We start from the raw sequence: 22,227 nt of genomic DNA, 5'->3' as shown, positions 1-22,227 counted from the left end.
TGATGAGCAGGTCGTCAGACGATATATCCGTAATCAAGAAAAGGCCGACAAAGCTTCCGACTTTGCCGACCTGTTTAACACTAGCTACTAACCTATAGCAAAACGCTTCTAGCGGTTCAAGCGCAGCGTTTCAAACCTCCACCTCTGGTGGAGGTCATGACTTTAGCCCTTCGCCATTTCCGCAAGCTGCGTCATGATGACGGCTGCACCCTGCAGCCGTTTTTCTGGCGTCGGCAGATCGCGCGTCAGGAACACGCTGTGGTCGGGGCGGATCTTCGCCATCGCGCCCTGCTTGGCGATGTAGCCGACCAGATTTGCCGGGTTCGGGAATTCCTTGTTGCGGAACTGGATGACGACACCCTTCGGTCCGGCATCCACCTTCTCGACATTGGCAACACGGCACAGCGATTTCACGTAGACGATCTTCAGCAGATGCTGCACCTCGATCGGCATCGGTCCGAACCGGTCGATCATCTCCGCACCGAAAGCGTCGATCTCCTTGAGTTCGGTGATCTCGCCGAGACGGCGATAGAGCGCCATGCGCAGATGCAGATCGGGCACGTAACCGTCGGGGATCATGACCGAGGTGCCGACCGAGATCTGCGGAGACCAACCGGTGTCCTGGATCTCGTCGACGCCCTTCACCTCGGCAACCGCCTCTTCCAGCATCTGCTGGTACAGTTCGAAGCCGACTTCCTTGATGTGACCGGACTGCTCCTCGCCAAGCAGGTTGCCGGCGCCGCGAATATCGAGGTCGTGGCTGGCAAGCTGGAAGCCGGCGCCGAGCGTATCGAGCGACTGCAGCACCTTGAGACGCCGCTCGGCCGTTGCCGTCAGCACCTTGTTGACCGGCAGCGTGAACAACGCAAAGGCACGCACCTTCGACCGGCCGACGCGGCCGCGCAGCTGATAGAGCTGTGCGAGGCCGAACATGTCGGCACGATGCACGATCAAGGTGTTGGCCGTCGGCACGTCGAGGCCGGATTCGACGATTGTCGTCGACAGCAGCACGTCGTAGCGGCCCTCGTAGAAGGCGTTCATGATGTCTTCGAGTTCGCCCGCGGGCATCTGCCCATGCGCGACCGCAACCTTCAGCTCCGGCACATCGGACCGGAGGAACGCATGCACGTCCTCCAGATCGGCCAGCCGTGGGCAAACGTAGAAGCTCTGCCCGCCGCGATAATGCTCGCGCATCAGCGTCTCGCGGATGACCAGCGAATCGAACGGCGAAATGAAGGTGCGAACCGCCATGCGATCGACCGGCGGCGTGGTGATCAGCGAAAGCTCGCGAACACCGGTCATCGCCAGCTGCAGCGTGCGCGGGATTGGCGTCGCCGACAGCGTCAGAACGTGAACGTCGCTCTTCAGCTCCTTCAGCCGTTCCTTGTGCTTGACCCCGAAATGCTGCTCTTCATCGATGATGAGAAGGCCGAGATTGGCAAACTTGATACCGGCGCCTAGCAGCGCATGGGTTCCGACAACGATATCCGTCTTGCCGTCAGCCACTTCCTTCTTCGTCAGCGCCAGCTCCTTGGCGCCCACGAGACGCGACGCCTGCGCCACGCGAACCGGCAGGCCACGGAAGCGCTCGGAAAAGGTCTTGAAGTGCTGGCGGGCGAGCAACGTCGTCGGCACGACGACCGCGACCTGAATGCCGTTCATGGCAGCCACGAAAGCAGCACGAAGCGCAACCTCGGTCTTGCCGAAGCCGACGTCGCCGCAGACCAGCCGGTCCATCGGGCGTCCGGCGCCGAGATCGCCACGCACAGCCTCGATCGCGTTGTCCTGGTCTTCAGTCTCGTCATAAGGGAAGCGCGCCGCGAACTCGTCATAGAGCCCTTCCGGCGTCGTCAGCACGGGCGCGTGCCGGGTCAACCGCTCCGCCGCGATGCGGATCAGCCCATCCGCCATGTCAAGCAGGCGCTTCTTGAGCTTGGCCTTGCGCATCTGCCATGCGCCGCCGCCGAGCTTGTCGAGCTGCGCTTCCGTCCCCTCGCCGCCGTAACGCGAGAGAAGGTCGATGTTTTCAACCGGCAGAAAGAGCTTTGCTTCGTCGGCATATTGTAGCTCGAGGCACGCGTGCTGCGCGCCCGCTGCCTGAATGGTCCTCAGGCCGATAAAGCGCCCGATGCCGTGCTCCGCATGAACAACCACCGATCCTTCGTCGAGACCAGCAACCTCGGAGATGAAATCCGCGGCGCGCTTGCGGCGCTTGGACCGGCGCACCATGCGGTCGCCGAGAATGTCCTGTTCGCCGATGACGATGAGATTGCCGGATTCAAAACCGGATTCAAGACTGAAAACGGCTGCCGCCGCCTCACCCTTGGCAAGAGCCTCGATCTCCTTGAACGCAGCAATTGGCTTTACGCGCTCGAGGCCGTGTTCGTTGAGAACCTGCAGCAGCCGCTCTAGCGATCCCTCGGTCCAGGCGGTAATCAGCACCTTCGCGCCGCCGCCGCGTCGGTCGGCGATATGCTTCACGACGGCGTCGAAGACGTTGACTCGCTCGGCATTGCCGCCGCCTTCGGCATTCGAGCGTGCCCAGCGCTCGCCCTGGCGCGCGTCGAGATTGACGACGCGGCGAGCCTCGCCCTCATGCTCGTTGAATGGCGAGATGCGCATCGCATTGAAGGCATCTAGCGTATTGGCGAACGTCTTGCCGTCCAGATAGAGCTGGCCGGGAACGACGGGCTTGTACGGCGTTCCCTGCCCCATCTGCCCCTTGGTCGGCTGGCCGGAGTTCAGGCGCGCATCGTAGTAATCGAAGACCAGCTTCGAGCGCTCTTCGGCCGCCTCACGCACCGTATGGTCGGTAACCAGACGAAAGCCCTTGAGATAGTCGAACACCGTCTCCAGCCGATCGTAGAACAGCGGCAGCCAATGCTCCATGCCGGGGTAGCGGCGCCCTTCGGAGATGGCGAGGTAGAGGGCATCGTCGCGGGTCGCCGCACCGAAGGCCGAAAGGTAATTCTTGCGGAAACGGCTGATCGTATCCGGCGTCAGCGTCACCTCGCTCATCGGGTTGAGATCGAGCGAGCGTATCTGCCCCGTGGTGCGCTGGCTGGCGGGATCGAAGCTGCGAACGCTCTCCAGCGTATCGCCAAAGAAATCCAGCCGCACCGGCTCTTCCGAGCCCGGCACGAAGACATCGAGGATGCCGCCGCGCACCGCGTACTCGCCGACTTCGCGAACCGTCGCCACCCGGTCGAAGCCGTTTCGCTCCAGCCGTCCGGCAATATCGTCCATCCGCACCTGATTGCCGGGCCTTGCAGAAAACGCGAGGCTCTCGATCACATCCTGTGGCGCCACCTTCTGCAGCATCGCGTTGACCGTGACCAGCACGATCGCCGCATGCGGCTTCTTCTGGTGGGCGATGAGCCCGCTCAGCGCCGCAAGGCGACGGGCCGACGTGTCGGCGCTCGGCGAGACACGGTCATAGGGCAGACAGTCCCATGCCGGCAGCGTCAGCACCGGAATGTCGGGCGCCACAAAGCCAAGCATCTGCTCCAGGTCCGCCATTCTCTGGCCATCTGAGAGCACGTAGGCAACGGGTTCGCCGGCGCGCGCAAGATCCGCGAGCAACAGCGGTTCGAGCCCTGCGGGCACGTTGCCGATGGTCAGCGGCTCGGCAAGCGCTGCGAGCTTCTTGGCGTCTAAACCTGGGATCATTCCGCGTTCCTGGCGTCGGCAGGATATTCAAAGTCCGGCTTGTAGGCAGCGAGCCGTTCGAACATCGGTGTCTGGAAACGCTCGGGCACCGGCCAGGTTCCCATGATCCACCGCACGAGGTCGTTGTCCTCTTCGGCCATGATCGTCTCGAACTCGTCGAGTTCAGCTTCCGATAGCCCGGCAATTTCCTTCTCGGCAAACTGACCGAACACCAGATCCATCTCGCGAATGCCGCGATGCCAGCAACGGAACAGAATCCGGCGGCGGCGGGGATCGAGATCGACGCTCGAGAGTGTCACACCTGTCATGGCATACCTTCCTGTTGATGCGCCTCTATAGACCCTCGAAAGCGGCTTGTCAGCCTTGCCAAGTCCGCATTGTTCGTCGCATTTTGCCGCCATGCGTCCTGCCATTCTCGATCCCCTGTTTTCGTCGGTTTCCGGCCTGCCCGGCGTCGGCCCGAAGATCGCCGAACTGCTCGCCAAGCTATTCGGCCGCGATACGCCGGAGGATTGCCGGGTCGTGGATCTCTTGTTCCATGCCCCGCACTCGCTGATCGACCGCCGCAACCAGCCAGGCATCGCCCGCTCGCCGCAGGGAGCCATCGTCACGATCACCGGCCGCGTCGATCGACACCAGCCGCCGCCGAACCGGAAGAGCAACGTTCCCTACCGCGTCTTCCTGCACGACGAGACCGGAGAACTCACCCTTGTCTTCTTCCGCGGCCAGTCGACATGGCTGGAGAAGCAGCTCCCCATCGACGAGGAAGTAACCGTCAGCGGCAAGATCGACTGGTTTAACGGTCGCGCCTCGATGGTGCATCCCGATTACATCGTGAAGACGAGCGAGGCGGGCAACCTGCCGCTCGTGGAACCGATCTACCCCCTCACCGCAGGACTCTCCCCGAAGACGCTGCGAAAGATCATCGAGGCCGCGCTCCCGCGCATCCCCGATCTGCCGGAATGGATCGATCTCACGCTCGCCCAGAAGCAAGGCCTGCCGTCGATATCAGACGCCGTCCACATGCTTCACGAGCCTCGCGATCCCTCCGATATTGACCCGCAGGCACCCGCTCGCCGCCGTCTTGCCTATGACGAGTTTCTGGCGGGACAGCTATCCCTCGCGCTCGTGCGCCAGCGTCTGCGCAAGGTCGCCGGCAAGCCCGTCCACGCAACCGGCGCCGTCAGTCGCCAGATATTGCAGGCTCTGCCGTTTTCCCCGACAGGAAGCCAGAACCAGGCGATCGCCGACATCCTGAAGGACATGGCGGGCGACGATCGCATGTTGCGGCTGCTGCAGGGCGACGTCGGCTCCGGCAAGACGCTCGTAGCGCTGATGTCCATGGCTGCGGTGATCGAAAGCGGCGGACAGGCCGTCTTGATGGCGCCGACGGAAATCCTGGCACGCCAGCACCATGCGACGATCTCCAAATTCGCGGCAGCCGCCAACCTTGGCATCGAAGTCCTGACCGGCCGCACCAAGGGCCGCGAGCGCGACGAGATCCTCGAACGGATCGCGTCGGGCGAGGCGCAGATCATCATCGGCACCCATGCACTTTTCCAGGACAGCGTCAGCTACAACAACCTCATGCTGGCCGTGGTGGATGAACAGCACCGCTTCGGCGTCCACCAGCGGCTGCGCCTGACCGCCAAGGGCATCACGCCCCACATGCTGGTCATGACGGCAACGCCCATTCCGAGAACGCTGGTCCTCGCCGCCTTTGGCGACATGGATGTTTCCAAGCTCACGGAGAAGCCGGCGGGCCGCAAGCCGATCCAGACGATCACCGTACCGACAGAACGCGTCGGCGAAATCGTCGGCCGGCTGAAGAGTGCGCTGGCGGAAGGCAAGAAAGCCTATTGGATCTGCCCGCTCGTCGAGGAATCCGAAGAGAGCGACCTCATGTCGGTCGAGGAACGGCACGCCACCCTCGCCTCCGCTCTCGGCCCGGGCATCGGCCTCATTCACGGTCGCATGAGCGGGACGGAGAAGGACGCGGTCATGATGGCGTTCAAGAACGGCGACATTCGCCTGCTCGTCGCAACCACCGTCGTCGAGGTCGGTGTCGACGTCCCCGATGCCACGATCATGGTCATAGAACATGCCGAGCGCTTCGGGCTGGCACAGCTGCATCAGTTGCGCGGCCGCGTTGGGCGCGGTGACGAGGCATCGACCTGCATCCTGCTCTACAAGGGACCGCTCAGCGAAACCGGCCATGCCCGGCTCTCGATCATGCGGGAAACGGAAGATGGCTTCCGGATCGCCGAGGAAGACCTGAAGCTGCGCGGTGAAGGCGAGCTGCTGGGCACACGGCAATCCGGAACACCCGGTTTTCGGATTGCCAGCCTCGAGGCCCATGCGGACCTGCTGGAAATTGCGAGAAAGGATGGCGCCTATCTGATCGAACGCGACCCCGAATTGACGAGCGAGCGCGGAAAAGCCGTACGGACCCTGCTCTACCTCTTCCGACGCGACGAGGCGATCCGCTTCCTGCACGCCGGCTAACAGGCGGGCGCTTCGAAGCGCCCGCCTCCATGCGGCTTACCTCTTGGCAATCCCCGGCAGCGTCACGCGGAATACCTGGAACATCGTATCGACGTTCGCGTCGTTCTCAGCCTTGTAGGCCGAGCCCACCTGGAAGCCGTCCTGGGTCAGGAAGTCGTTGTCGTTGGCAACGAATAGGAAGTAGTCGTCAGGCTTGCTCGGATCCAGCGCACTGGCCAGTGACATCGCTTCCCACTTTTCGGACAGGTTGTTGCGGTCGTTCGGCGCGCCGTTGTGCAGGCCAAAGCGTGCAAGCTCCTTGCTGTCGTTGAGGTCGATCAGAGACGTCAGCGTTGCCGGCATCACGCTGGGGTCCAACGCCCCCTTCGGCGCGACTGGTTTGTCGCCATCGAATTCGCTTCCGGCGATATCGGTTGCGGCAGACAAATCGACGACATTGATCGCCCTGTAAAGCGAGGTATCGCCCTTGAGGCCGAAGCCGTTGTTGCTGTCGCGAGCAAGCATCAGGAACGCCTTGTCGGAAAGCGCGACGATTTCGCTCTGCGCCGCAACCAGCGTCTTGCCCTTCGCATCCTTGAAGACTGGCAGCGGCACGACGTATTCGTGAACGAGCTTCAGATGTGCCGGATCGGCTGCATCGTAGACCATCGCACGGGTGTTCTGCCGCGTCGCGCCGGAATCGCCGCCATCCTGGCGGGTTGCCGACTGCAGCACCGCGATCAGGTACTTGCCATCGGGCGTTATCGCCATGCCTTCAAGGCCCTGGTTGTTCTGGCGCCCCGTCTCCGGATCCTTCGGGTCCGGGGTCGAAGCGCCAGGGCCCGGATTGTTGGAGGCAAAGTTCAGCGCGCCCTTGCGCATCGGCAGCAGTGCCTTCGGCGGCTGCGTCGCCGAGATCAGCTTACCGTCCGCCGAGAAGTGGTAGATGTAAGGGCCATATTCGTCGCTGATGAACATAGAGCCATCAGGCAGCCGGACAATGGCCTCGTTGTCGAGCGCGACCTTGCCGTTGCTGGCCTGCGGCAGCGGCGGAAACTCGCCGGTTGCAGCACGAACGCCGCTTTCCGGATCGAGCCCTGTCATGTCGCCACCCTTGTCGTCGACGAGCAGCATCGAGTCGACCAGCTTCGCCTCTACGCCGGTCTGCTCCTTGCCGGCAGTCGGTACGCCTCCCACCGCCGTCGGCGTCATCAGGATGTCAACGGTGTTGATGCGCGGACGGTAATCCGTGGTGCCGGCGGCGTTGTAGCCACGGTCGGGAAGCAGCCACAGCGATCCCTTGTAGCCATCACCATCCTTGGTCCACGAGGCCGGATCGATGGCCATGCCGGAGCCGGAACCGAAGGTCTCGCCGAACTTGTCGCGCTGATTGGCCGGGATACGGCCGACAGCGACCAGTCCCTGATTGACGAAAGAGACGCCACCGACCGTCACGGTGTTGTCGGCAAACGCGGCGAAAGGCGTAAAGGCAACCGATGCAAGGAGCGCCGTGACGACAAAACGTGCCTTGGCGAAGGATGAAACGCTCATAATAATGTCCTTTGGAAAAATACCGTGACGTCAGCCGGTACACAGACCCCCGTACACACCACGCACAGAACTCAGATCTGTGACGGCGGGTCCGGTTGCGGCCTCTCCAACCTTCCACGCTCCATGTAGGACGGGACTATGATAGTGAAATGACAGTTAAGCGCGGGGCGGCACAAACCACACCCAGGGCGCGGGCGCAGCGGCGCGCCGGGAAAGCTGCGCGACCTACGGCCGCGCAGCTTTGAAGATCAGATCTGAGCGCCGCGGGCCTTCGACGTTGCGCTGAAGGCTTTCTCGACATAGGCGTCGCGGTCGTAGACGTCGTCGAAATACTGCACCACGCCGTTCTTGTCAGGCCATGCCGTGAAATAGGCGATGTAGATCGGGAACTTCTGCGGCACCTGCACCGCATGGTTCTTACCGGTCGCGATCTCCTGGCCGATCTTCTCGACCGAGGTGTTCAAGACGGCAGCGGCCATTGCGCGCGGGTCGGCAAGGCGCACGCAGCCGTGGCTGAGAGCGCGCATGTCACGCTTGAAGAAGCTCTTCGATGGCGTGTCGTGCATGTAGATCGCGTGCGCATTCGGGAACAGGATCTTCAGTTCGCCCAGCGCGTTGTCACCGCTCGGTGGCTGGCGCACGGAGATGTTCGACGTCGAACCGTACCAGTCGACGCTCGACGAAGGCACGGCCCTGCCGCCGACGGCAACTTCATAGCCCATGCGATCCAGATAGTTCGGATCGGAACGCAGCTTCGGCAGCATCTCGTTGATGATGATTGATTGCGGCACACCCCAGAACGGATTGAACTCGACCGTCTGGATCTGATCCTGGAAGAAGAACGTCTGGTGCGACGGCTGACCGACCACCACGCGCATCGACAGCTGTTCCTTGTTGTCGTTGTGGTAGTAGACCATGTAAGCCGGCTGATTGATGAAGACATAGCGCGACCCGAGATCGGCCGGCAGCCAACGTGCCTGCTCCATGGCCACGACCAGCTTTTCAATCTTCGCGCCGTTGCTGTCGCCGCCGGTCATCACGCGAACGGTAGCCTGGCCGATGACGCCGTCAGGCTTCAGGCCGCGCTCCTTCTGGAAGCTCTCGACGAGCGAGACGATTTCCGGCGAGTAGTCGGTACCATCGGTATAGGCAGCCAGCGTCGCGGCGTTTTCCGCCTTCAGCGCAGCGGAACCATGCTTGCTGATAGCCTTGACGATGTTCGGAATTTCCGGCGAGCTGTCGCCGGGACGCAGCAGACCCGTCAGGGTGATGTTAATAGGCGCCTCGGCGCTGCCTTCGCCTTTCAGCTTTGCGAGCTCAGCCTTGAGGGCCGCAAATTGCGGGCCATCCGGCGTGCGGCTGGTGATATAGGCAGCAACATCCGGGCTCATGCGTGCCAATTTGAGAACGGGCGTCAGGTTTACCGTCTTGCGAACGAAGTCGTGATAGCCAGACAGCTTGTTCGGGTCGACACGACCGCGAACCGTGTCCTGCACATAGGCGAGAACCTTGGCGGACAGTGCGAGCTCGAATTGCGTCAGCGCACGATCGCGTGCTGATGGGTCCGGGTTGGATGGATCGACGTTGGGAACCTCAAGCGCGTAGTCGGTTGGATCGAGCCCGACGGAGCCGGCATCGGCAAGTGCCGCCATGGCAGCCTTGGCGCGATCGTTGATGTCGGCACCGCTCAGCCACAGCAGCGGATTTTTCGCATCGCCGTAATAGGCTTCAAGCGCCTTGGCGACCTCTACCGGCGCCCGCACCTTGGCCTCGATCAGGAAGCGACGCTGCACGGTGGGAGCCGCATCAGCCGACACGTTGACGGCGGCAACAGCGCCGGTCACGACGGGATCGGTGAACTTGCTGGTATCAACAAACCGCATCGGATCGGGCTTGTAGGTATAATAGGTCGGCGAAGATACTTTCGGCAGCGGCGCGCTGGGATCGGCGTAGGTCGCCGGCGGCGCGACAGGCGCCGGGCGGATCAGGGTGCTCTGCGTGCGTGCACGATCACCACGGATCATGTCCATCAACGTATAGGCATGCGCGGGAGCGGCCCCCATGGCGGCGATGCCGCAAGAAAGTGCCAATGCGGATACCGCACCTTTCGAAAGGAGTGTCATGCTTTTTTCCAGTCCCAGTGTCATGCTGTCTTCGATCGCGGGCAGAGCCCAGTTTAGAACTCGATACGGCGCCGAAGGGTCAAATGGCAGAAAGCACACGCCACCGCTAGCCTCGGAAAACTCAACTTTCAGTAACGCGGCAAACCCTGGCGCCGCTCGCAGTTCACACAAAATTATGAAATTATTGGTTAATTTTTTACTTTATTTTTGCGTTCCGACACAGTGGCCAAAAAGCCGCTCATAGATAAAAACTCGCCCGTGTCCAAAAAAGCACTTATGGAGCGACCGATAACATGAATATAGCCATCATGTTTTCATCAGCCGGTTTTCTCGAAACCATATCAGACATATAAGACGACATCTTTGCTCGGCAATCGCAAAAGAAAGGCTTGGCCATGACCTCCACTCGCACCGAAACCGATACATTTGGCCCGATCGAAGTACCGAACGACAAATATTGGGGCGCGCAGGCCCAGCGCTCTCTCGGCAACTTCAAGATCGGTTGGGAAAAGCAGCCTCTTTCGATCGTACGTGCACTCGGCATCGTCAAGCAGGCGGCGGCCCGCGCCAACATGGCGCTCGGCCAGCTTGATCCGGCGCTCGGCAAGGTCATCATCGATGCCGCGCAGGAAGTCATCGACGGCAAGCTCGACGCGCATTTCCCGCTCGTGGTCTGGCAGACGGGATCCGGCACGCAATCGAACATGAACGCCAACGAGGTCATCTCGAACCGCGCGATCGAGATGCTGGGCGGCGTGATGGGGTCGAAGAAGCCGGTTCATCCCAACGACCACGTCAACATGAGCCAATCGTCCAACGACACGTTCCCGACCGCCATGCACATCGCTTGCGCCGAAGAGATTGTCCGTCACCTGCTCCCGTCCCTTCGCCACCTGCATGCCGCGCTCGACATGAAGGTCACCGAGTTCAGCCACATCATCAAGATCGGCCGGACGCACACGCAGGACGCAACCCCGCTGACGCTGGGACAGGAATTTTCGGGCTATGCCGCCCAGGTCGGCTCCGCCATCAAGCGCATCGAACTGACCCTGCCCGGCCTTTGCGAACTCGCGCAGGGCGGCACTGCGGTCGGTACCGGTCTCAATGCTCCGATCGGCTTTGCTGAAAATGTCGCCGAAGAAATCGCCGGGATCACCGGCCTGCCTTTCGTCACCGCGCCCAACAAGTTCGAGGCGCTGGCCGCCCATGACTCCATGGTCTTCAGCCATGGCGCCATCAACGCCGCGGCAGCTGCGCTCTTCAAGATCGCCAACGACATCCGCCTGCTCGGATCGGGTCCGCGCGCAGGGCTTGGCGAACTGGCACTCCCCGAGAACGAACCGGGCTCCTCGATCATGCCCGGCAAGGTCAACCCGACCCAGTGCGAAGCCCTGACGCAGGTCTGCGCCCATATCTTCGGCAACAACGCCGCACTGACCTTCGCAGACAGCCAGGGTCACTTCGAGCTCAACGTCTACAATCCGATGATGGCCTACAATTTCCTGCAGTCCGTGCAATTGCTCGGCGACGCCGCGGTGTCCTTCACCGACAATTGCGTGGTCGGCATCGAGGCCCGCGAAGACAACATCAAGGCAGGCCTCGAACGCTCGCTGATGCTGGTGACGGCGCTTGCGCCAAAGATCGGCTACGACAACGCGGCCAAGATCGCCAAGACGGCACACAAGAACGGCACGACGCTGAAGGAGGAAGCCCTGGCAAGCGGACTTGTAACCGTCGAGGAATACGACACCATCGTGCGCCCCGAAACAATGATCGGCCCCAAGTAGGCCCGCCTCGCCTTTCTGCTCCTCGAGCTCTATCAGCACCGCCGCAACCGCGGCGGTGTTTTTGCATGCATTGTTGACTGAAACATGCAGGTTTTAGAATTATTGCAATTGCGAAGGTGCGGGAATAGACCGACTGCGATTTACGTTCGGTCCCCAAGAAAGGTCCTTCGATGGCTGATGATCTGTTCCCTCTCGGCAAAGACTCCACCCAATACCGCAAGATCAGCAGCGACTACGTCTCTGTCGATACATTCAAGGGGCAGGACATTCTGACTGTCGAGCCCGAGGGCATCCGCCTGCTGGCCGAGACCGCATTCGCCGACATCAACCATCTGCTGCGTCCGGGACACCTCAAGCAGCTTGCCTCGATCCTCGACGACCCTGAAGCGACCGACAACGACCGTTTCGTGGCCTACGACCTCCTGAAGAACGCCAACATCGCCGCCGGCGGTATCCTGCCGATGTGCCAGGATACAGGCACCGCGATCATCATGGGCAAGAAGGGCCGCCGCGTCTGGACCGAAGGCGAGGATTACTCGGCCCTCGCCAAGGGCGTCATGGATGCCTACGAGAAGAAGAACCTGCGCTATTCGCAGCTCGCCCCGATCAAGATGTTCGAGGAAAAGAACACCAAGAACAACCTGCCGGCACAGATCGACATCTACGAGGAAGGCACCGACAGCTACAACTTCCTCTTCGTCGCCAAGGGCGGCGGCTCCGCCAACAAGACCTTCCTCTACCAGGGCACTCCGTCGCTGCTGACGCACGACCGGATGATCGACTTCCTCAAGGAAAAGATCCTGACCCTCGGCACGGCAGCCTGTCCCCCCTACCATCTGGCGATCGTCATCGGCGGCACCTCGGCCGAAATGAACCTGAAGACCGTCAAGCTTGCCTCGACGCGCTATCTCGACGACCTGCCAACCGAGGGCTCGGAAAGCGGCCACGCCTTCCGCGATGTCGAGATGGAAAAGGAAATCCACAAGCTGACGCAGCAGATGGGTGTCGGCGCCCAGTTCGGCGGCAAGTATTTCTGTCACGACGTCCGCGTCATCCGCTTGCCCCGTCACGGAGCGTCGCTGCCGATCGGCCTTGGTGTCTCCTGTTCCGCCGACCGCCAGGCCAAGGGCAAGATCACCCGTGAAGGTATCTTCGTGGAACAGCTCGAGACAGATCCGTCGAAGTACATGCCTGAGATCGACGAGACGAAGCTGTCGGAATCGATGGTCCGCATCGATCTCAACCAGCCGATGGCGGATATACTTGCAAAACTCAGCAAGCATCCGGTCAAGACCCGCCTGTCGCTGACGGGCACCATCATCGTCGCGCGCGACCTCGCCCACGCCAAGATCCGCGAGCGGCTGGAAAAGGGCGAAGGCATGCCCGACTACATGAAGAACCACCCGGTCTATTATGCCGGCCCGGCCAAGACGCCGGCAGGCTACGCCTCCGGTTCCTTCGGTCCCACCACGGCCGGCCGCATGGATAGCTATGTCGACCAGTTCCAGTCCTTCGGCGGGTCGATGGTCATGCTCGCCAAGGGCAACCGCTCGCGCGCCGTGCGCGAGGCCTGCAAGACGCACGGCGGCTTCTACCTCGGTTCCATCGGCGGTCCGGCCGCGCGCCTCGCGCAGGATTGCATCAAGAAGGTCGAAGTCCTGGAATACCAGGAACTCGGCATGGAAGCTGTCTGGAAGATCGAGGTCGAAGACTTCCCCGCATTCATCGTCACCGACGACAAGGGCAACGACTTCTTCCAGGAATTCAACCTCGGCTGATCGGGTTTAGTGGATTGATGCGGTCGCCGCCCGGTCGACCGTCTGAACATGGCTCATCGCACCGAGATCGGTTGCGGTGAGCACATCCTCCGCCTTCACGCTGGCGAGGATGTCGGTGCGAAACGCACCTTCGAAGAAGCCGTTGTGCTGGATGAGAAATGCCGATCCGGCGATCATTGCGGCAACCAGTACGACTGGTGAAGAATGGCGAGACGTTTCCATGATCTCATGCTTTCCGTTGAAACCCCGTTGGGTTCGTTGGAAGGAATGTGCTCTCTTGCCGCCTTTCGCAGAAGATCCGGAGATGGACACCGATCGTCAACAAGGCGAAGACAATCGCCCAGCCAAACGACAAGTTGGATTCTTTTCGAAAACAACTCGCCTTCAAGGCGTATGGCGATACGTACCCCTGAAAGAATCTCAAATAAAAATCATGACGATAGCGAGTAGATGCACCAACCATTGTAAAAATCACATGTAATCATTGGTATATCCGGCCTTAATCATTTCCCAAGATTTACAAGCTAAACAATTAAAGACTGCTTTTGAGAGTTGATGAGGAGTAGCGGGATGACCATGGTCGCAGCACCGAAGGCGCATGTCCCAGACGTGGCAGGGCAGATCACGTTTGCCATGCGCTCCATGGGCGTGGCTCCCATCCCGCGAAACTACGAACTCTTCTACGAAGCCTATATCGGCTCGAACCCGGCACTGACCCGCGACCTCGCCGCGCTCGGCAGCCAGGCGACCCAGGAAGAACTCGACCAGCTCGGCGCCCAGCACTTCACCCACAGTCCCGCTCGTGTTTTCGACGACGCCCATACGCGCCTGGCCGCCGAACTCGAAACGCTCCTGCGCGTACTGCGCCAGGAACAGACCTCGCTTGAAAGCTACAACAAGCTGCTCGGCGAGACTTACAGGCGCATCAGCTCAAAGAGCCATACCAGCGTCGACCTGATCGAAAACGCGATCACGCTGTTGACCGAAGCAACCGGCGACACGATGGCGCATGGCGAACGCACCGTCGAGAATGTCGTGCAGCGTTCGCAGGAAATGGACCAGGTTCGCAAGGAACTGGACGAATACAAGCGCATTGCGAATACGGACTCGCTGACGCGCTTGTCGAACCGCCGCGCCTTTGACGATCGCCTAGCCGCCGTCTTCAACAACCCGGCGATGCGGCCGGTTACAGCGCTGGTTCTGGCGGACATCGACAACTTCAAGAAGATCAACGACACCTATGGTCACCCGGTCGGTGACAAGATCCTGGCGACCGTCGCATCCGTCATCCGCGCCAACGTCAGGCGCGATGTCTTCGTCGCGCGCACCGGCGGCGAGGAATTTGCCCTCATCATCGAAGGCAACACGGCCGAGGAAGTGATGCTGACGGCAGAGCGTATCCGCAGGACACTTGAGGCAACACCCTTCACCAACTCGCGCACACGCGTAAACTACGGACCGGTGACGGTATCCGTCGGCGCTTGCATGGCCTCCTGTGCAGAGGATGCTGGCGAGCTCTACCACAAGGCCGACGTTGCGCTTTACGGCGCCAAGAATTCCGGTCGCAACTGCAGCGTCCTCTTCGAGGATGGAATGCAGAAGGAGTTCACCAAGAGCTGGCTGATCTACAAGGGATAGCAGCTCCCAGAGCGTCGTCGACCGGCGGACACGCCTACCACATGGTCTTTGCTGCGCGCGCGGCCCATTCCCGATCGTAGGTCTCGTGATCGAAGTCGCCCTCGGCGGCTTTCAGCATGAGCCCGGGTGTTGGCAGACTCTTCGGGTCGACGAAATTTTCGGCATTCCACAGCTCGGACCGGATGAGCGCCCGCGCGCACTGGAAATAGACCTCGTCGATCGTAATGACGATGACCGTGCGCGGATGCTTTCCATCCATCTCGAAGCTTGCGAGCAGTGCCTCGTCGTTCGACACGACACCGCGCCCGTTGACGCGCATCGTCGTGTTCGAGCCCGGCACCAGGAACATCAACGCCAGCCGAGGGTCACGCACGATGTTCGACAGTGAATCGACGCGATTGTTCCCGCGCCAATCCGGAAGATGCAACGTCTTGTCATCGATGATCCGAACGACGCCTCCGATGTCGCCGCGCGGTGAACAGTCGAGACCTTCCGGTCCGACTGTTGCCAGCGCCACGAACGGCGAGGCTTCGATCATCTGCCTGTAGAGCGGTGTCAGCTGCTTCGTGACTTTCGCCACCGATGCCTGGGTCAAGCCGCCGGCATAGATCGCACTCAGTTCTTCGACTGTCCTGATGATTTTCATGGCCGTTCCGCGCTATGCAACAGGTCGGCAATTAGCCGCCTAACATGACGCTACGATGACGCCCGCCGTGTGGGAAGTGGAATAATCTCGGCTTCCGCCTCAAAGTCGCTTTCACGAAGGAAATCGAGGATGGTATCGATCACGGGCGCGGCGTTCACGATGCGGCGATGCCCAAGCCCGTTCGCCCAATGCAAGCGAACGGTCTGCCCGAAGGCAGCGTAGCGGCGCGCGTGGCTTGCGCTCACTTCCTTGTCGTCTTCCGCGTGAACCACGAGCACCGGACGCCGGATCTCGCCGACGGCCTTGCCGGCGTCGAAATCCTCCAGTCGCCGTCCGGTGACATCATGAACCTTGCGCTCCAGCACCGACTGGCTGGCACGGCCCAATCCGATCATTTTGCCGAACCCTTTGAAGAGCCACTGCATTTCGCTCGGGGATCCGATAAGCACAAGCCGATCGGGCAGAACGGCCGGGACATCGGGCAACAAGCCGGCAGCACCGACCATCGAGGCTGCTCCGCCGAATGAATGACCAACCACCGCATCGAACGATCCGAAGCGAATTTCGGCTGCCCGGATCGCGTTCACCGCCTGCCCCATGTGGAGAGACCGCCCGGTAGCCCGCCCGTGACCGGGTAGATCGACAGCGATGACTTCCGCGCCGGTCGCCGCAAGCGCGGTCACAAGACCCGCCATATAATCGATGCTCGATCCCCAGCCATGCACCATGAGATAGCGCTTGCGCATGCCGACAGCACCGCCGTTAAAGCGATAGGCGTAGGCATGCGCGCCGTCCGGCAGACGCAGGTCAAACCGCTCCGTCCCGGCGAGCGCCTTTTGGCCGTCGGCGTGGGCCGCTCGGGCCTTCTCGCCCTTCGGCCGTTTCGATGGCGTGCGGCAGAAGAGCCGGAAAGCTGCATTGCCTGCCAGCGTCGGCGACACGGATTGCAACAGCGAGAATCCGAGGCGGGTGACCTTCAATGCAAAGTTTGCCATAGTGGGAATCCAATAATGTTCAACACTGAACAATAAAGTACAACGATGAACAAAAATCAACTCCTTCCCTGGGATCATCCGCGTTTTCGCAGCTGGATTGCCGTTGGCAGGGCCTGCCAGCTGATGCAGCAGTCGCTGGGTCGCGCGCTGGCCGATCTCGATATCAAGACGCCGCATCTCGATATCCTGATCAACCTCTACCGTTTCGAGGGTATCTCCCAGCAGGAACTTGCCCGCAAATTGCTCGTCGGGCGCTCCAACATGAGCATGCTGCTGCCTCAGATGGAAAAACGTGGCCTGATAGAGCGCCGGAACGACGACAGCGATAAGCGCGTGCTGCGGCTTTTCCTGACGCCCGACGGTCGCAGCGTGACCGAACGCGCCATGGTCATCCAGACGGACCTGATCGAGCGCGTGCTCTCACCGGAGCCCGTCGACCAATGCATGGCAATGGCCGCGTCGATGGAACGGATCATCGGCGTCCTGCAAAAGGAGCTGCGAGACGACGACTGACCTAGTGCAGCGTGTGCGCCACAGCCTGGCCGGATAGCGACCGATATTCCCAGGCGGCCACGATAAGCAGCACCGCAGTCGACAGCATCCCCATCACGTAAATCTCGGTGAATGGAGCAACGAAGGCGAGCAGGATCAGCAGCACGAGACCGCCGATATGCGAGAGCGGCGGCCTGCCGCTGGTCGCTCCCTTGAACCACAGATTGCCCGCCAGGAACAATCCGACGCCGCCGAGCACGGACGCGACGATGCCCAGATCGCCCACCTCGTGCGGATGGGAGAACATGAACTCCACGGACACGGCATGGACGATGATGCCTGCCAAGATCGGAATATGCGCATAAGTGAAAGCCTGGCGAGCAATGCTGCCGGGCGTTTCGTCATGCTCGATACGATGCGCAGCCCGTTCGTGACCGAACCGGAAGTAGAGCCACCACATGCCGACTGTCGCGACAAATCCCGTGAGGAAAACAACGGCTGTCAGGGTCGAGAAAGGCAGCTCTGAGAAGGTGCGTCCGGCAACCAGGATCGCCTCGCCGAGGCAGATGATGACGAAGAGCGCGCTACGCTCGGCCATATGGGCGCCCGAGACGTCCCAGTCCGCAGTCGTCGACTTGCCTAGCCCCGGAACGAAGAATCCGGACGCCGGACCTGCATACTCGATGGCCAGAGCAATCAGCCAGGCGACCAGACGGGCCTCATGTTCCAATAGGCCGCCAGCAATCCAGAAGACACCCGCCACCCCAAGCCAGACACTGATGCGGATGAAGTTGCGATAGTTGGAGGCGCTGACGCCCTTCATCGCAAAAACGGCAAACAGGGAGCGCCCGACCTGCATCAGCACATAGGCCCCGGCAAACAGCAGTCCCTTGTCGCCGAAGGCCTCGGGAATCGAGGCCGAGAGCACGAGCCCGAGCAGCATGAGCACCACGAGCATGCCACGAACCGGCATTTTCTCGGGATCGAGCCAGTTGGTTACCCAGGCGGTGAAAATCCACACCCACCAGACCGCAAAGGTCATCAGCCCGGCCTCAAGCGCACCAAGCGGCGTATAGTGAGCCGCAAGGGCATGCGACAGCTGCGAGATCGAGAAAACGAAAACCAGATCGAAGAACAGCTCGAGGAAGCTCACTCTGCTGCCCCCGGGACTACCCTTCACGCGCAGCCAGTTTCGTTGCCTAGTCGCAGCCATTCGTTCCCCTCTTCTTGCCGTTTGCTCTCAGCGCGGTTTTTCGGACGTATCCCGGTTCATGCCCTTCTCACGCAACTCTCCTTCGTAGGCGGCGAACAGTTCATCGCCGCGCTCACCGAGTTCGCGCAGATAGGTCCAGGTATAGATGCCGGTGTCGTGCATGTCGTCGAAGCCGATGCGGACGGCATAATTGCCGGTCGGCATCATTGAAATGATAGCGACATTGCGCTTGCCTGGCACGGTCACCTTCTGTCCCGGTCCGTGTCCCTGCACTTCCGCCGATGGCGAAAGCACCCGCAGCATCTCCGCCGAGAGCTCGAAACTGCGCTCGTCGTTGAATGTGACGACCAGACGCTGCCGGTCCTTCGATACCCTGAGTTCAGTTGGCCAGATGTCGCCCATGGTCGCAATCCTCTTCATGTCGAGGAGTAGGCAATGAGGCTTTCGGAGGCAAGCTCAATTTACGTTGCCTGGGCGGCGTTTCCCTTGACGCGGCAATGGCATATACGCACATATAGAAGAATGCGGAGGCAGTGGTGAACAGCAAGGTCGGAACGATAGGCAATGCCACGCCGCTGGTATCGGATGCGCGGCCGATGGTCGATCCGTTCCAGCGGGCGGTCACCTATTTGCGCGTCTCCGTGACCGATCGCTGCGACTTCCGCTGCACCTATTGCATGGCGGAAAACATGAACTTCCTGCCGAAGAAGGACTTGCTCACGCTCGAAGAGCTGAACCGGCTCTGTTCCGCCTTCATCGCCAAGGGTGTCCGCAAGCTGCGGCTGACCGGTGGCGAACCGCTGGTGCGCAAGAACATCATGTATCTGGTGCGCGAACTCGGCAAGCAGATCGGGTCCGGCCTCGATGAGCTGACGCTGACCACCAACGGCTCGCAGCTGTCGCGTTTTGCCGATGAACTCTTCGATTGCGGCGTTCGTCGCATCAACGTTTCGCTCGATACGCTCGACCCGGAAAAGTTTCGCCAGATCACCCGCTGGGGTGACTTCCACAAGGTAATGGAGGGCATCGACGCCGCGCAGAAGGCCGGGCTGAAGGTCAAGCTGAATGCAGTCGCCCTCAAGGATTTCAACGAAGTCGAAATGCCGGAAATGATCCGCTTCGCGCACGGACGAGGCATGGACCTCACGGTCATCGAGACCATGCCGATGGGCGAGATCGAGGAGGATCGTACGGATCGCTACCTGCCGCTCTCCAAGCTGCGCGCCGATCTCGAACAGGAGTTCACCTTCAGCGATATCGGTTACCGCACGGGCGGCCCCGCACGCTACGTCGAGGTCAAGGAGACCGGCGGCCGCCTCGGCTTCATTACGCCGATGACGCACAATTTCTGCGAAAGCTGCAACCGCGTCCGCCTGACATGCACCGGCACCCTCTACATGTGCCTCGGCCAGAACGACGCCGCTGACCTCCGCTCCACCTTGCGCGCCACGCAGGACGACGGGCTGCTCTATGCCGCGATCGATGAGGCCATCACGCGAAAGCCCAAGGGGCACGATTTCATCATCGACCGCGCCCACAACCGCCCGGCCGTGGCTCGCCATATGAGCGTCACCGGCGGGTGACCGCGCCACAGGCAACTCCACATAAGCGGTGATGACGACTTGTGAGCGATCCCACCATCATCCAGTCGATGAATCCGTCCATGCTGCAAGCGCACATAATGGTTGCATTGCACAATCGAATTTTGCTCGCTGTGTCTTCCTGCTGATTCCCTTGCTTCCGGTTCGCCTTTAAAAGGGGCGCACAAGAATCGGAATGTCTTTATGCCGCGGTCTCGCAATACCCAGGGCGCCATCTATATGACTTCGGCCATGGCCGGTTTCTCCTCGAGCGACGCCCTTTCCAAATCGGTCATTACACAGATGAACGCCGGGCAGATCATGTGCCTGCGCGGACTGATCACGAGTGTCGTCATCTACCTGATCGCGCGACAGATGAAGGCACTGCGCTCATGGCGCGTCATCCTGAAGCCAATGGTGCTGCTGCGCGTGGTCTGTGAGATTCTCGCCGCGGTGACCTACATCACCGCCTTGGGCATGATGCCGATCGCCAACGCATCCGCCATCCTGCAATCGCTGCCCCTGGTGGTGACGTTTGGCGCGGCACTGCTCTTCGGTGAGCCCGTGGGCTGGCGGCGCTGGTCGGCCATCCTCATCGGCCTCATGGGGGTGCTGATCATCATCCGACCAGGCGCCGAAGGCTTCACGATAGCTGCCCTGCTTGTCGTCGCAAGCGTTCTCGTGACCGCCGGTCGCGATCTGGCGACGCGCGGCATCGACCCGGAAATTCCCGCACTGATGATCACGGTGGTCACCGCCGTATCGGTCGCGGTATGCGGCGCCCTTCTGACGCCCTTCCTTGGCGGCTGGAAACCGGTGAATGCGACATCATTCTCCCATATCGTGCTGGCGGCGATCCTCGTCCTCATCGGCTACCAGTCCGTCATTCTGGCGATGAGAACGGGAGAGATCTCCTTCGTGGCGCCCTTGCGCTATACCGGCCTCATCTTCTCGGCCCTGCTGGGCTTCGTATTCTTCGCCGAAATCCCCGATCTCTGGACTTTGATCGGCGCAGCAGTCGTTATCGCCTCGGGCCTCTATACATTCTATCGTGAGGGCAAGCGCCACGTGGCGCCGTTGGCCCAGGAATCCGAACCGAGAACACCCGTCTGAGGCAGTCATGAATAAATTCGCGATGAACAGGTCCAACATTCCCGGGGTCGTCCTGGCCGGCGGACGCTCATCGCGCATGGGCCGCGACAAGGCATCCGTGGCACTTGGCGATCGCACGTTGCTGGACCGGGTGATAGAGCAGCTTGCGCCGCAGGTCAGCACCGTTGCCGTCAATGCCGACGTGACGCCGAAGAACTGCAGCCGCCTCTTCGTTCCAGACATCGTGCCCGGCAAGGCAGGCCCGATGGCCGGCATCCATGCCGCCATGGTCCACGGCGCGTCTCTGCCTGCGGTTACCCACGTTGTCACGGTTTCCGTCGATAGCCCCTTCTTCCCCGGCGATCTCGTCGACTGGCTGGCGGCAGCGATCGACGCGCCGGAAAAGATCGCCATTGCCACCTCGGAAAGTCGCAGCCATCCGGTGTTCGGCCTCTGGCCGGTCTCGCTTGCGAACGATCTCGAATCCTGGATCGCAACGGATGAGAAACGCCGCGTCCGCGACTTCCTCTTACGGCATGACGTTACGGAAGTTTCCTTTCCACTGCGCCCGACGCGGGCGAGCCTTCTCGATCCGTTCTTCAACGTCAACACGCCTGACGATCTCGCGGAGGCCGAGCGCTGGCTGAAGGTCCTAGCCTGATGGCCGCACCCAGGATATTCGGCATTGCTGGCTGGAAGAACTCGGGAAAGACCGGACTGGCTGTTCGACTGGTCGAAGAATTCACACGGCGCGGCTATCGCATATCGACCATCAAGCACGCCCACCACGACTTCGATATCGACAAGGTCGGCGCCGACAGCTACCGCCATCGGCAGGCAGGCGCCCACGAGGTCACCATCGTATCCGGCACGCGCTACGCAATCATGCACGAACTACGGGGCGCGCCGGAGCCGACGTTCGAGGAAATCCTTGGTCGGATCGCGCCCTGCGACCTCGTGCTGATCGAGGGCTACAAGCGCGAGCCCATTCCAAAGATCGAGGCGCGCCGCCTTGAATCGACAAATCGCGAACCACTGGCGCCCACCGATCCCTACATTGTGGCGATCGCGGCCGATCACGCGGTTGAGGCAGCCACCCTGCCCGTATTCGACCTAGACGACACGATCGCCATCGCCGATTTCATCGCAAAGGCGGTCGGCTTGCAGCCGCAGACATGA

18 protein-coding genes and 1 pseudogene are annotated in these 22,227 nt (G+C 61.2%); 10 read left to right on the top strand and 9 right to left on the bottom strand.

Going from position 1 to position 22,227, the window contains the following annotated elements:
- Window positions 1-91, top strand: a pseudogene (locus tag QTL94_RS28425) (IS200/IS605 family transposase); the annotation flags it as partial.
- Window positions 92-162: 71 nt separating this feature from the next.
- On the opposite strand, the gene mfd reads toward QTL94_RS28425, so the two are convergent.
- Both mfd and QTL94_RS00945 read right to left on the bottom strand, forming a co-directional pair.
- Window positions 163-3,669 carry a transcription-repair coupling factor gene (gene mfd, locus QTL94_RS00950; protein WP_289800295.1) on the bottom strand — a complete coding sequence of 1,169 codons (3,507 nt, stop codon included), beginning with the start codon at window positions 3,667-3,669 and terminating at the stop codon, window positions 163-165.
- Window positions 3,666-3,977, bottom strand: a complete 312-nt coding sequence (locus QTL94_RS00945) for an FAD assembly factor SdhE (RefSeq protein ID WP_065693933.1) — start codon at window positions 3,975-3,977, stop codon at window positions 3,666-3,668. The genes mfd and QTL94_RS00945 overlap by 4 nt, the downstream gene beginning before the upstream one ends.
- A gap of 91 nt (window positions 3,978-4,068) precedes the next feature.
- Between QTL94_RS00945 and recG the strand changes: the two genes are divergently transcribed.
- Window positions 4,069-6,174: an ATP-dependent DNA helicase RecG gene (recG, locus tag QTL94_RS00940; protein ID WP_289800294.1), complete on the top strand. Its 2,106-nt coding sequence runs from the start codon at window positions 4,069-4,071 to the stop codon at window positions 6,172-6,174.
- Window positions 6,175-6,210: 36 nt separating this feature from the next.
- Here the strand turns inward: recG and QTL94_RS00935 are convergent, their stop codons facing one another.
- Window positions 6,211-7,704, bottom strand: coding sequence for an esterase-like activity of phytase family protein (locus tag QTL94_RS00935; RefSeq protein WP_289800293.1), 1,494 nt, complete (start codon window positions 7,702-7,704; stop codon window positions 6,211-6,213).
- 248 nt (window positions 7,705-7,952) lie between these two features.
- Window positions 7,953-9,827 (bottom strand): L,D-transpeptidase family protein, encoded by a 1,875-nt coding sequence (locus tag QTL94_RS00930; protein WP_289800292.1) that lies wholly within the window; start codon window positions 9,825-9,827, stop codon window positions 7,953-7,955.
- Window positions 9,828-10,222: 395 nt separating this feature from the next.
- Here QTL94_RS00930 and fumC point away from each other — a divergent pair, with 395 nt between their 5' ends.
- Window positions 10,223-11,614 (top strand): class II fumarate hydratase, encoded by a 1,392-nt coding sequence (gene fumC / locus QTL94_RS00925; RefSeq protein ID WP_289800291.1) that lies wholly within the window; start codon window positions 10,223-10,225, stop codon window positions 11,612-11,614.
- 170 nt (window positions 11,615-11,784) lie between these two features.
- Window positions 11,785-13,392: a fumarate hydratase gene (locus tag QTL94_RS00920; RefSeq protein WP_289800290.1), complete on the top strand. Its 1,608-nt coding sequence runs from the start codon at window positions 11,785-11,787 to the stop codon at window positions 13,390-13,392.
- Window positions 13,393-13,398: 6 nt separating this feature from the next.
- On the opposite strand, the gene QTL94_RS00915 is transcribed toward QTL94_RS00920, so the two are convergent.
- Window positions 13,399-13,614, bottom strand: a complete 216-nt coding sequence (locus QTL94_RS00915; RefSeq protein WP_065693939.1) for a hypothetical protein — start codon at window positions 13,612-13,614, stop codon at window positions 13,399-13,401.
- 348 nt (window positions 13,615-13,962) lie between these two features.
- Here QTL94_RS00915 and QTL94_RS00910 point away from each other — a divergent pair, with 348 nt between their 5' ends.
- Window positions 13,963-15,030 (top strand): GGDEF domain-containing protein, encoded by a 1,068-nt coding sequence (locus tag QTL94_RS00910; RefSeq protein ID WP_289800289.1) that lies wholly within the window; start codon window positions 13,963-13,965, stop codon window positions 15,028-15,030.
- Between the two features lie 34 nt (window positions 15,031-15,064).
- On the opposite strand, the gene QTL94_RS00905 is transcribed toward QTL94_RS00910, so the two are convergent.
- Together QTL94_RS00905 and QTL94_RS00900 are read right to left on the bottom strand one after the other, a co-directional pair.
- Complete coding sequence (locus QTL94_RS00905) at window positions 15,065-15,676, bottom strand: pyridoxamine 5'-phosphate oxidase family protein (protein WP_289800288.1); 612 nt, start codon at window positions 15,674-15,676, stop codon at window positions 15,065-15,067.
- A 50-nt stretch (window positions 15,677-15,726) separates the two neighbouring features.
- Entirely contained in the window at window positions 15,727-16,671 is a 945-nt protein-coding gene (locus QTL94_RS00900; RefSeq protein ID WP_289800287.1) for an alpha/beta hydrolase, read from the bottom strand.
- Between the two features lie 45 nt (window positions 16,672-16,716).
- Between QTL94_RS00900 and QTL94_RS00895 the strand changes: the two genes are divergently transcribed.
- Complete coding sequence (locus tag QTL94_RS00895; protein WP_065693943.1) at window positions 16,717-17,184, top strand: MarR family winged helix-turn-helix transcriptional regulator; 468 nt, start codon at window positions 16,717-16,719, stop codon at window positions 17,182-17,184.
- Window position 17,185: 1 nt separating this feature from the next.
- Here QTL94_RS00895 and QTL94_RS00890 read toward each other — a convergent pair whose 3' ends face one another.
- A complete protein-coding gene (locus QTL94_RS00890) occupies window positions 17,186-18,376 on the bottom strand; it encodes a low temperature requirement protein A (protein WP_289800286.1) in 1,191 nt (396 codons plus the stop codon).
- Window positions 18,377-18,403: 27 nt separating this feature from the next.
- Entirely contained in the window at window positions 18,404-18,778 is a 375-nt protein-coding gene (locus QTL94_RS00885; RefSeq protein WP_065694098.1) for a gamma-butyrobetaine hydroxylase family protein, read from the bottom strand.
- Window positions 18,779-18,912: 134 nt separating this feature from the next.
- Between QTL94_RS00885 and moaA the strand changes: the two genes are divergently transcribed.
- The 4 genes from moaA to mobB all read left to right on the top strand — a co-directional run bounded on the left by moaA (window position 18,913) and on the right by mobB (window position 22,227).
- On the top strand, window positions 18,913-19,959 hold the full coding sequence (gene moaA, locus QTL94_RS00880) for a GTP 3',8-cyclase MoaA (RefSeq protein ID WP_289800285.1): 1,047 nt from the start codon (window positions 18,913-18,915) through the stop codon (window positions 19,957-19,959).
- Between the two features lie 201 nt (window positions 19,960-20,160).
- Window positions 20,161-21,069, top strand: a complete 909-nt coding sequence (locus QTL94_RS00875) for a DMT family transporter (RefSeq protein WP_289800284.1) — start codon at window positions 20,161-20,163, stop codon at window positions 21,067-21,069.
- Between the two features lie 7 nt (window positions 21,070-21,076).
- A complete protein-coding gene (gene mobA / locus QTL94_RS00870) occupies window positions 21,077-21,709 on the top strand; it encodes a molybdenum cofactor guanylyltransferase MobA (RefSeq protein ID WP_289800283.1) in 633 nt (210 codons plus the stop codon).
- Window positions 21,709-22,227 carry a molybdopterin-guanine dinucleotide biosynthesis protein B gene (mobB, locus tag QTL94_RS00865; RefSeq protein ID WP_289800282.1) on the top strand — a complete coding sequence of 173 codons (519 nt, stop codon included), beginning with the start codon at window positions 21,709-21,711 and terminating at the stop codon, window positions 22,225-22,227. The genes mobA and mobB overlap by 1 nt, the downstream gene beginning before the upstream one ends.

Origin of the sequence: Rhizobium sp. S96, assembly GCF_030382195.1 — a bacterium.
In the GTDB taxonomy this organism is placed as follows: Bacteria; Pseudomonadota; Alphaproteobacteria; order Rhizobiales; family Rhizobiaceae; genus Rhizobium.
This window is presented reverse-complemented; position numbering and strand designations above follow the sequence as displayed.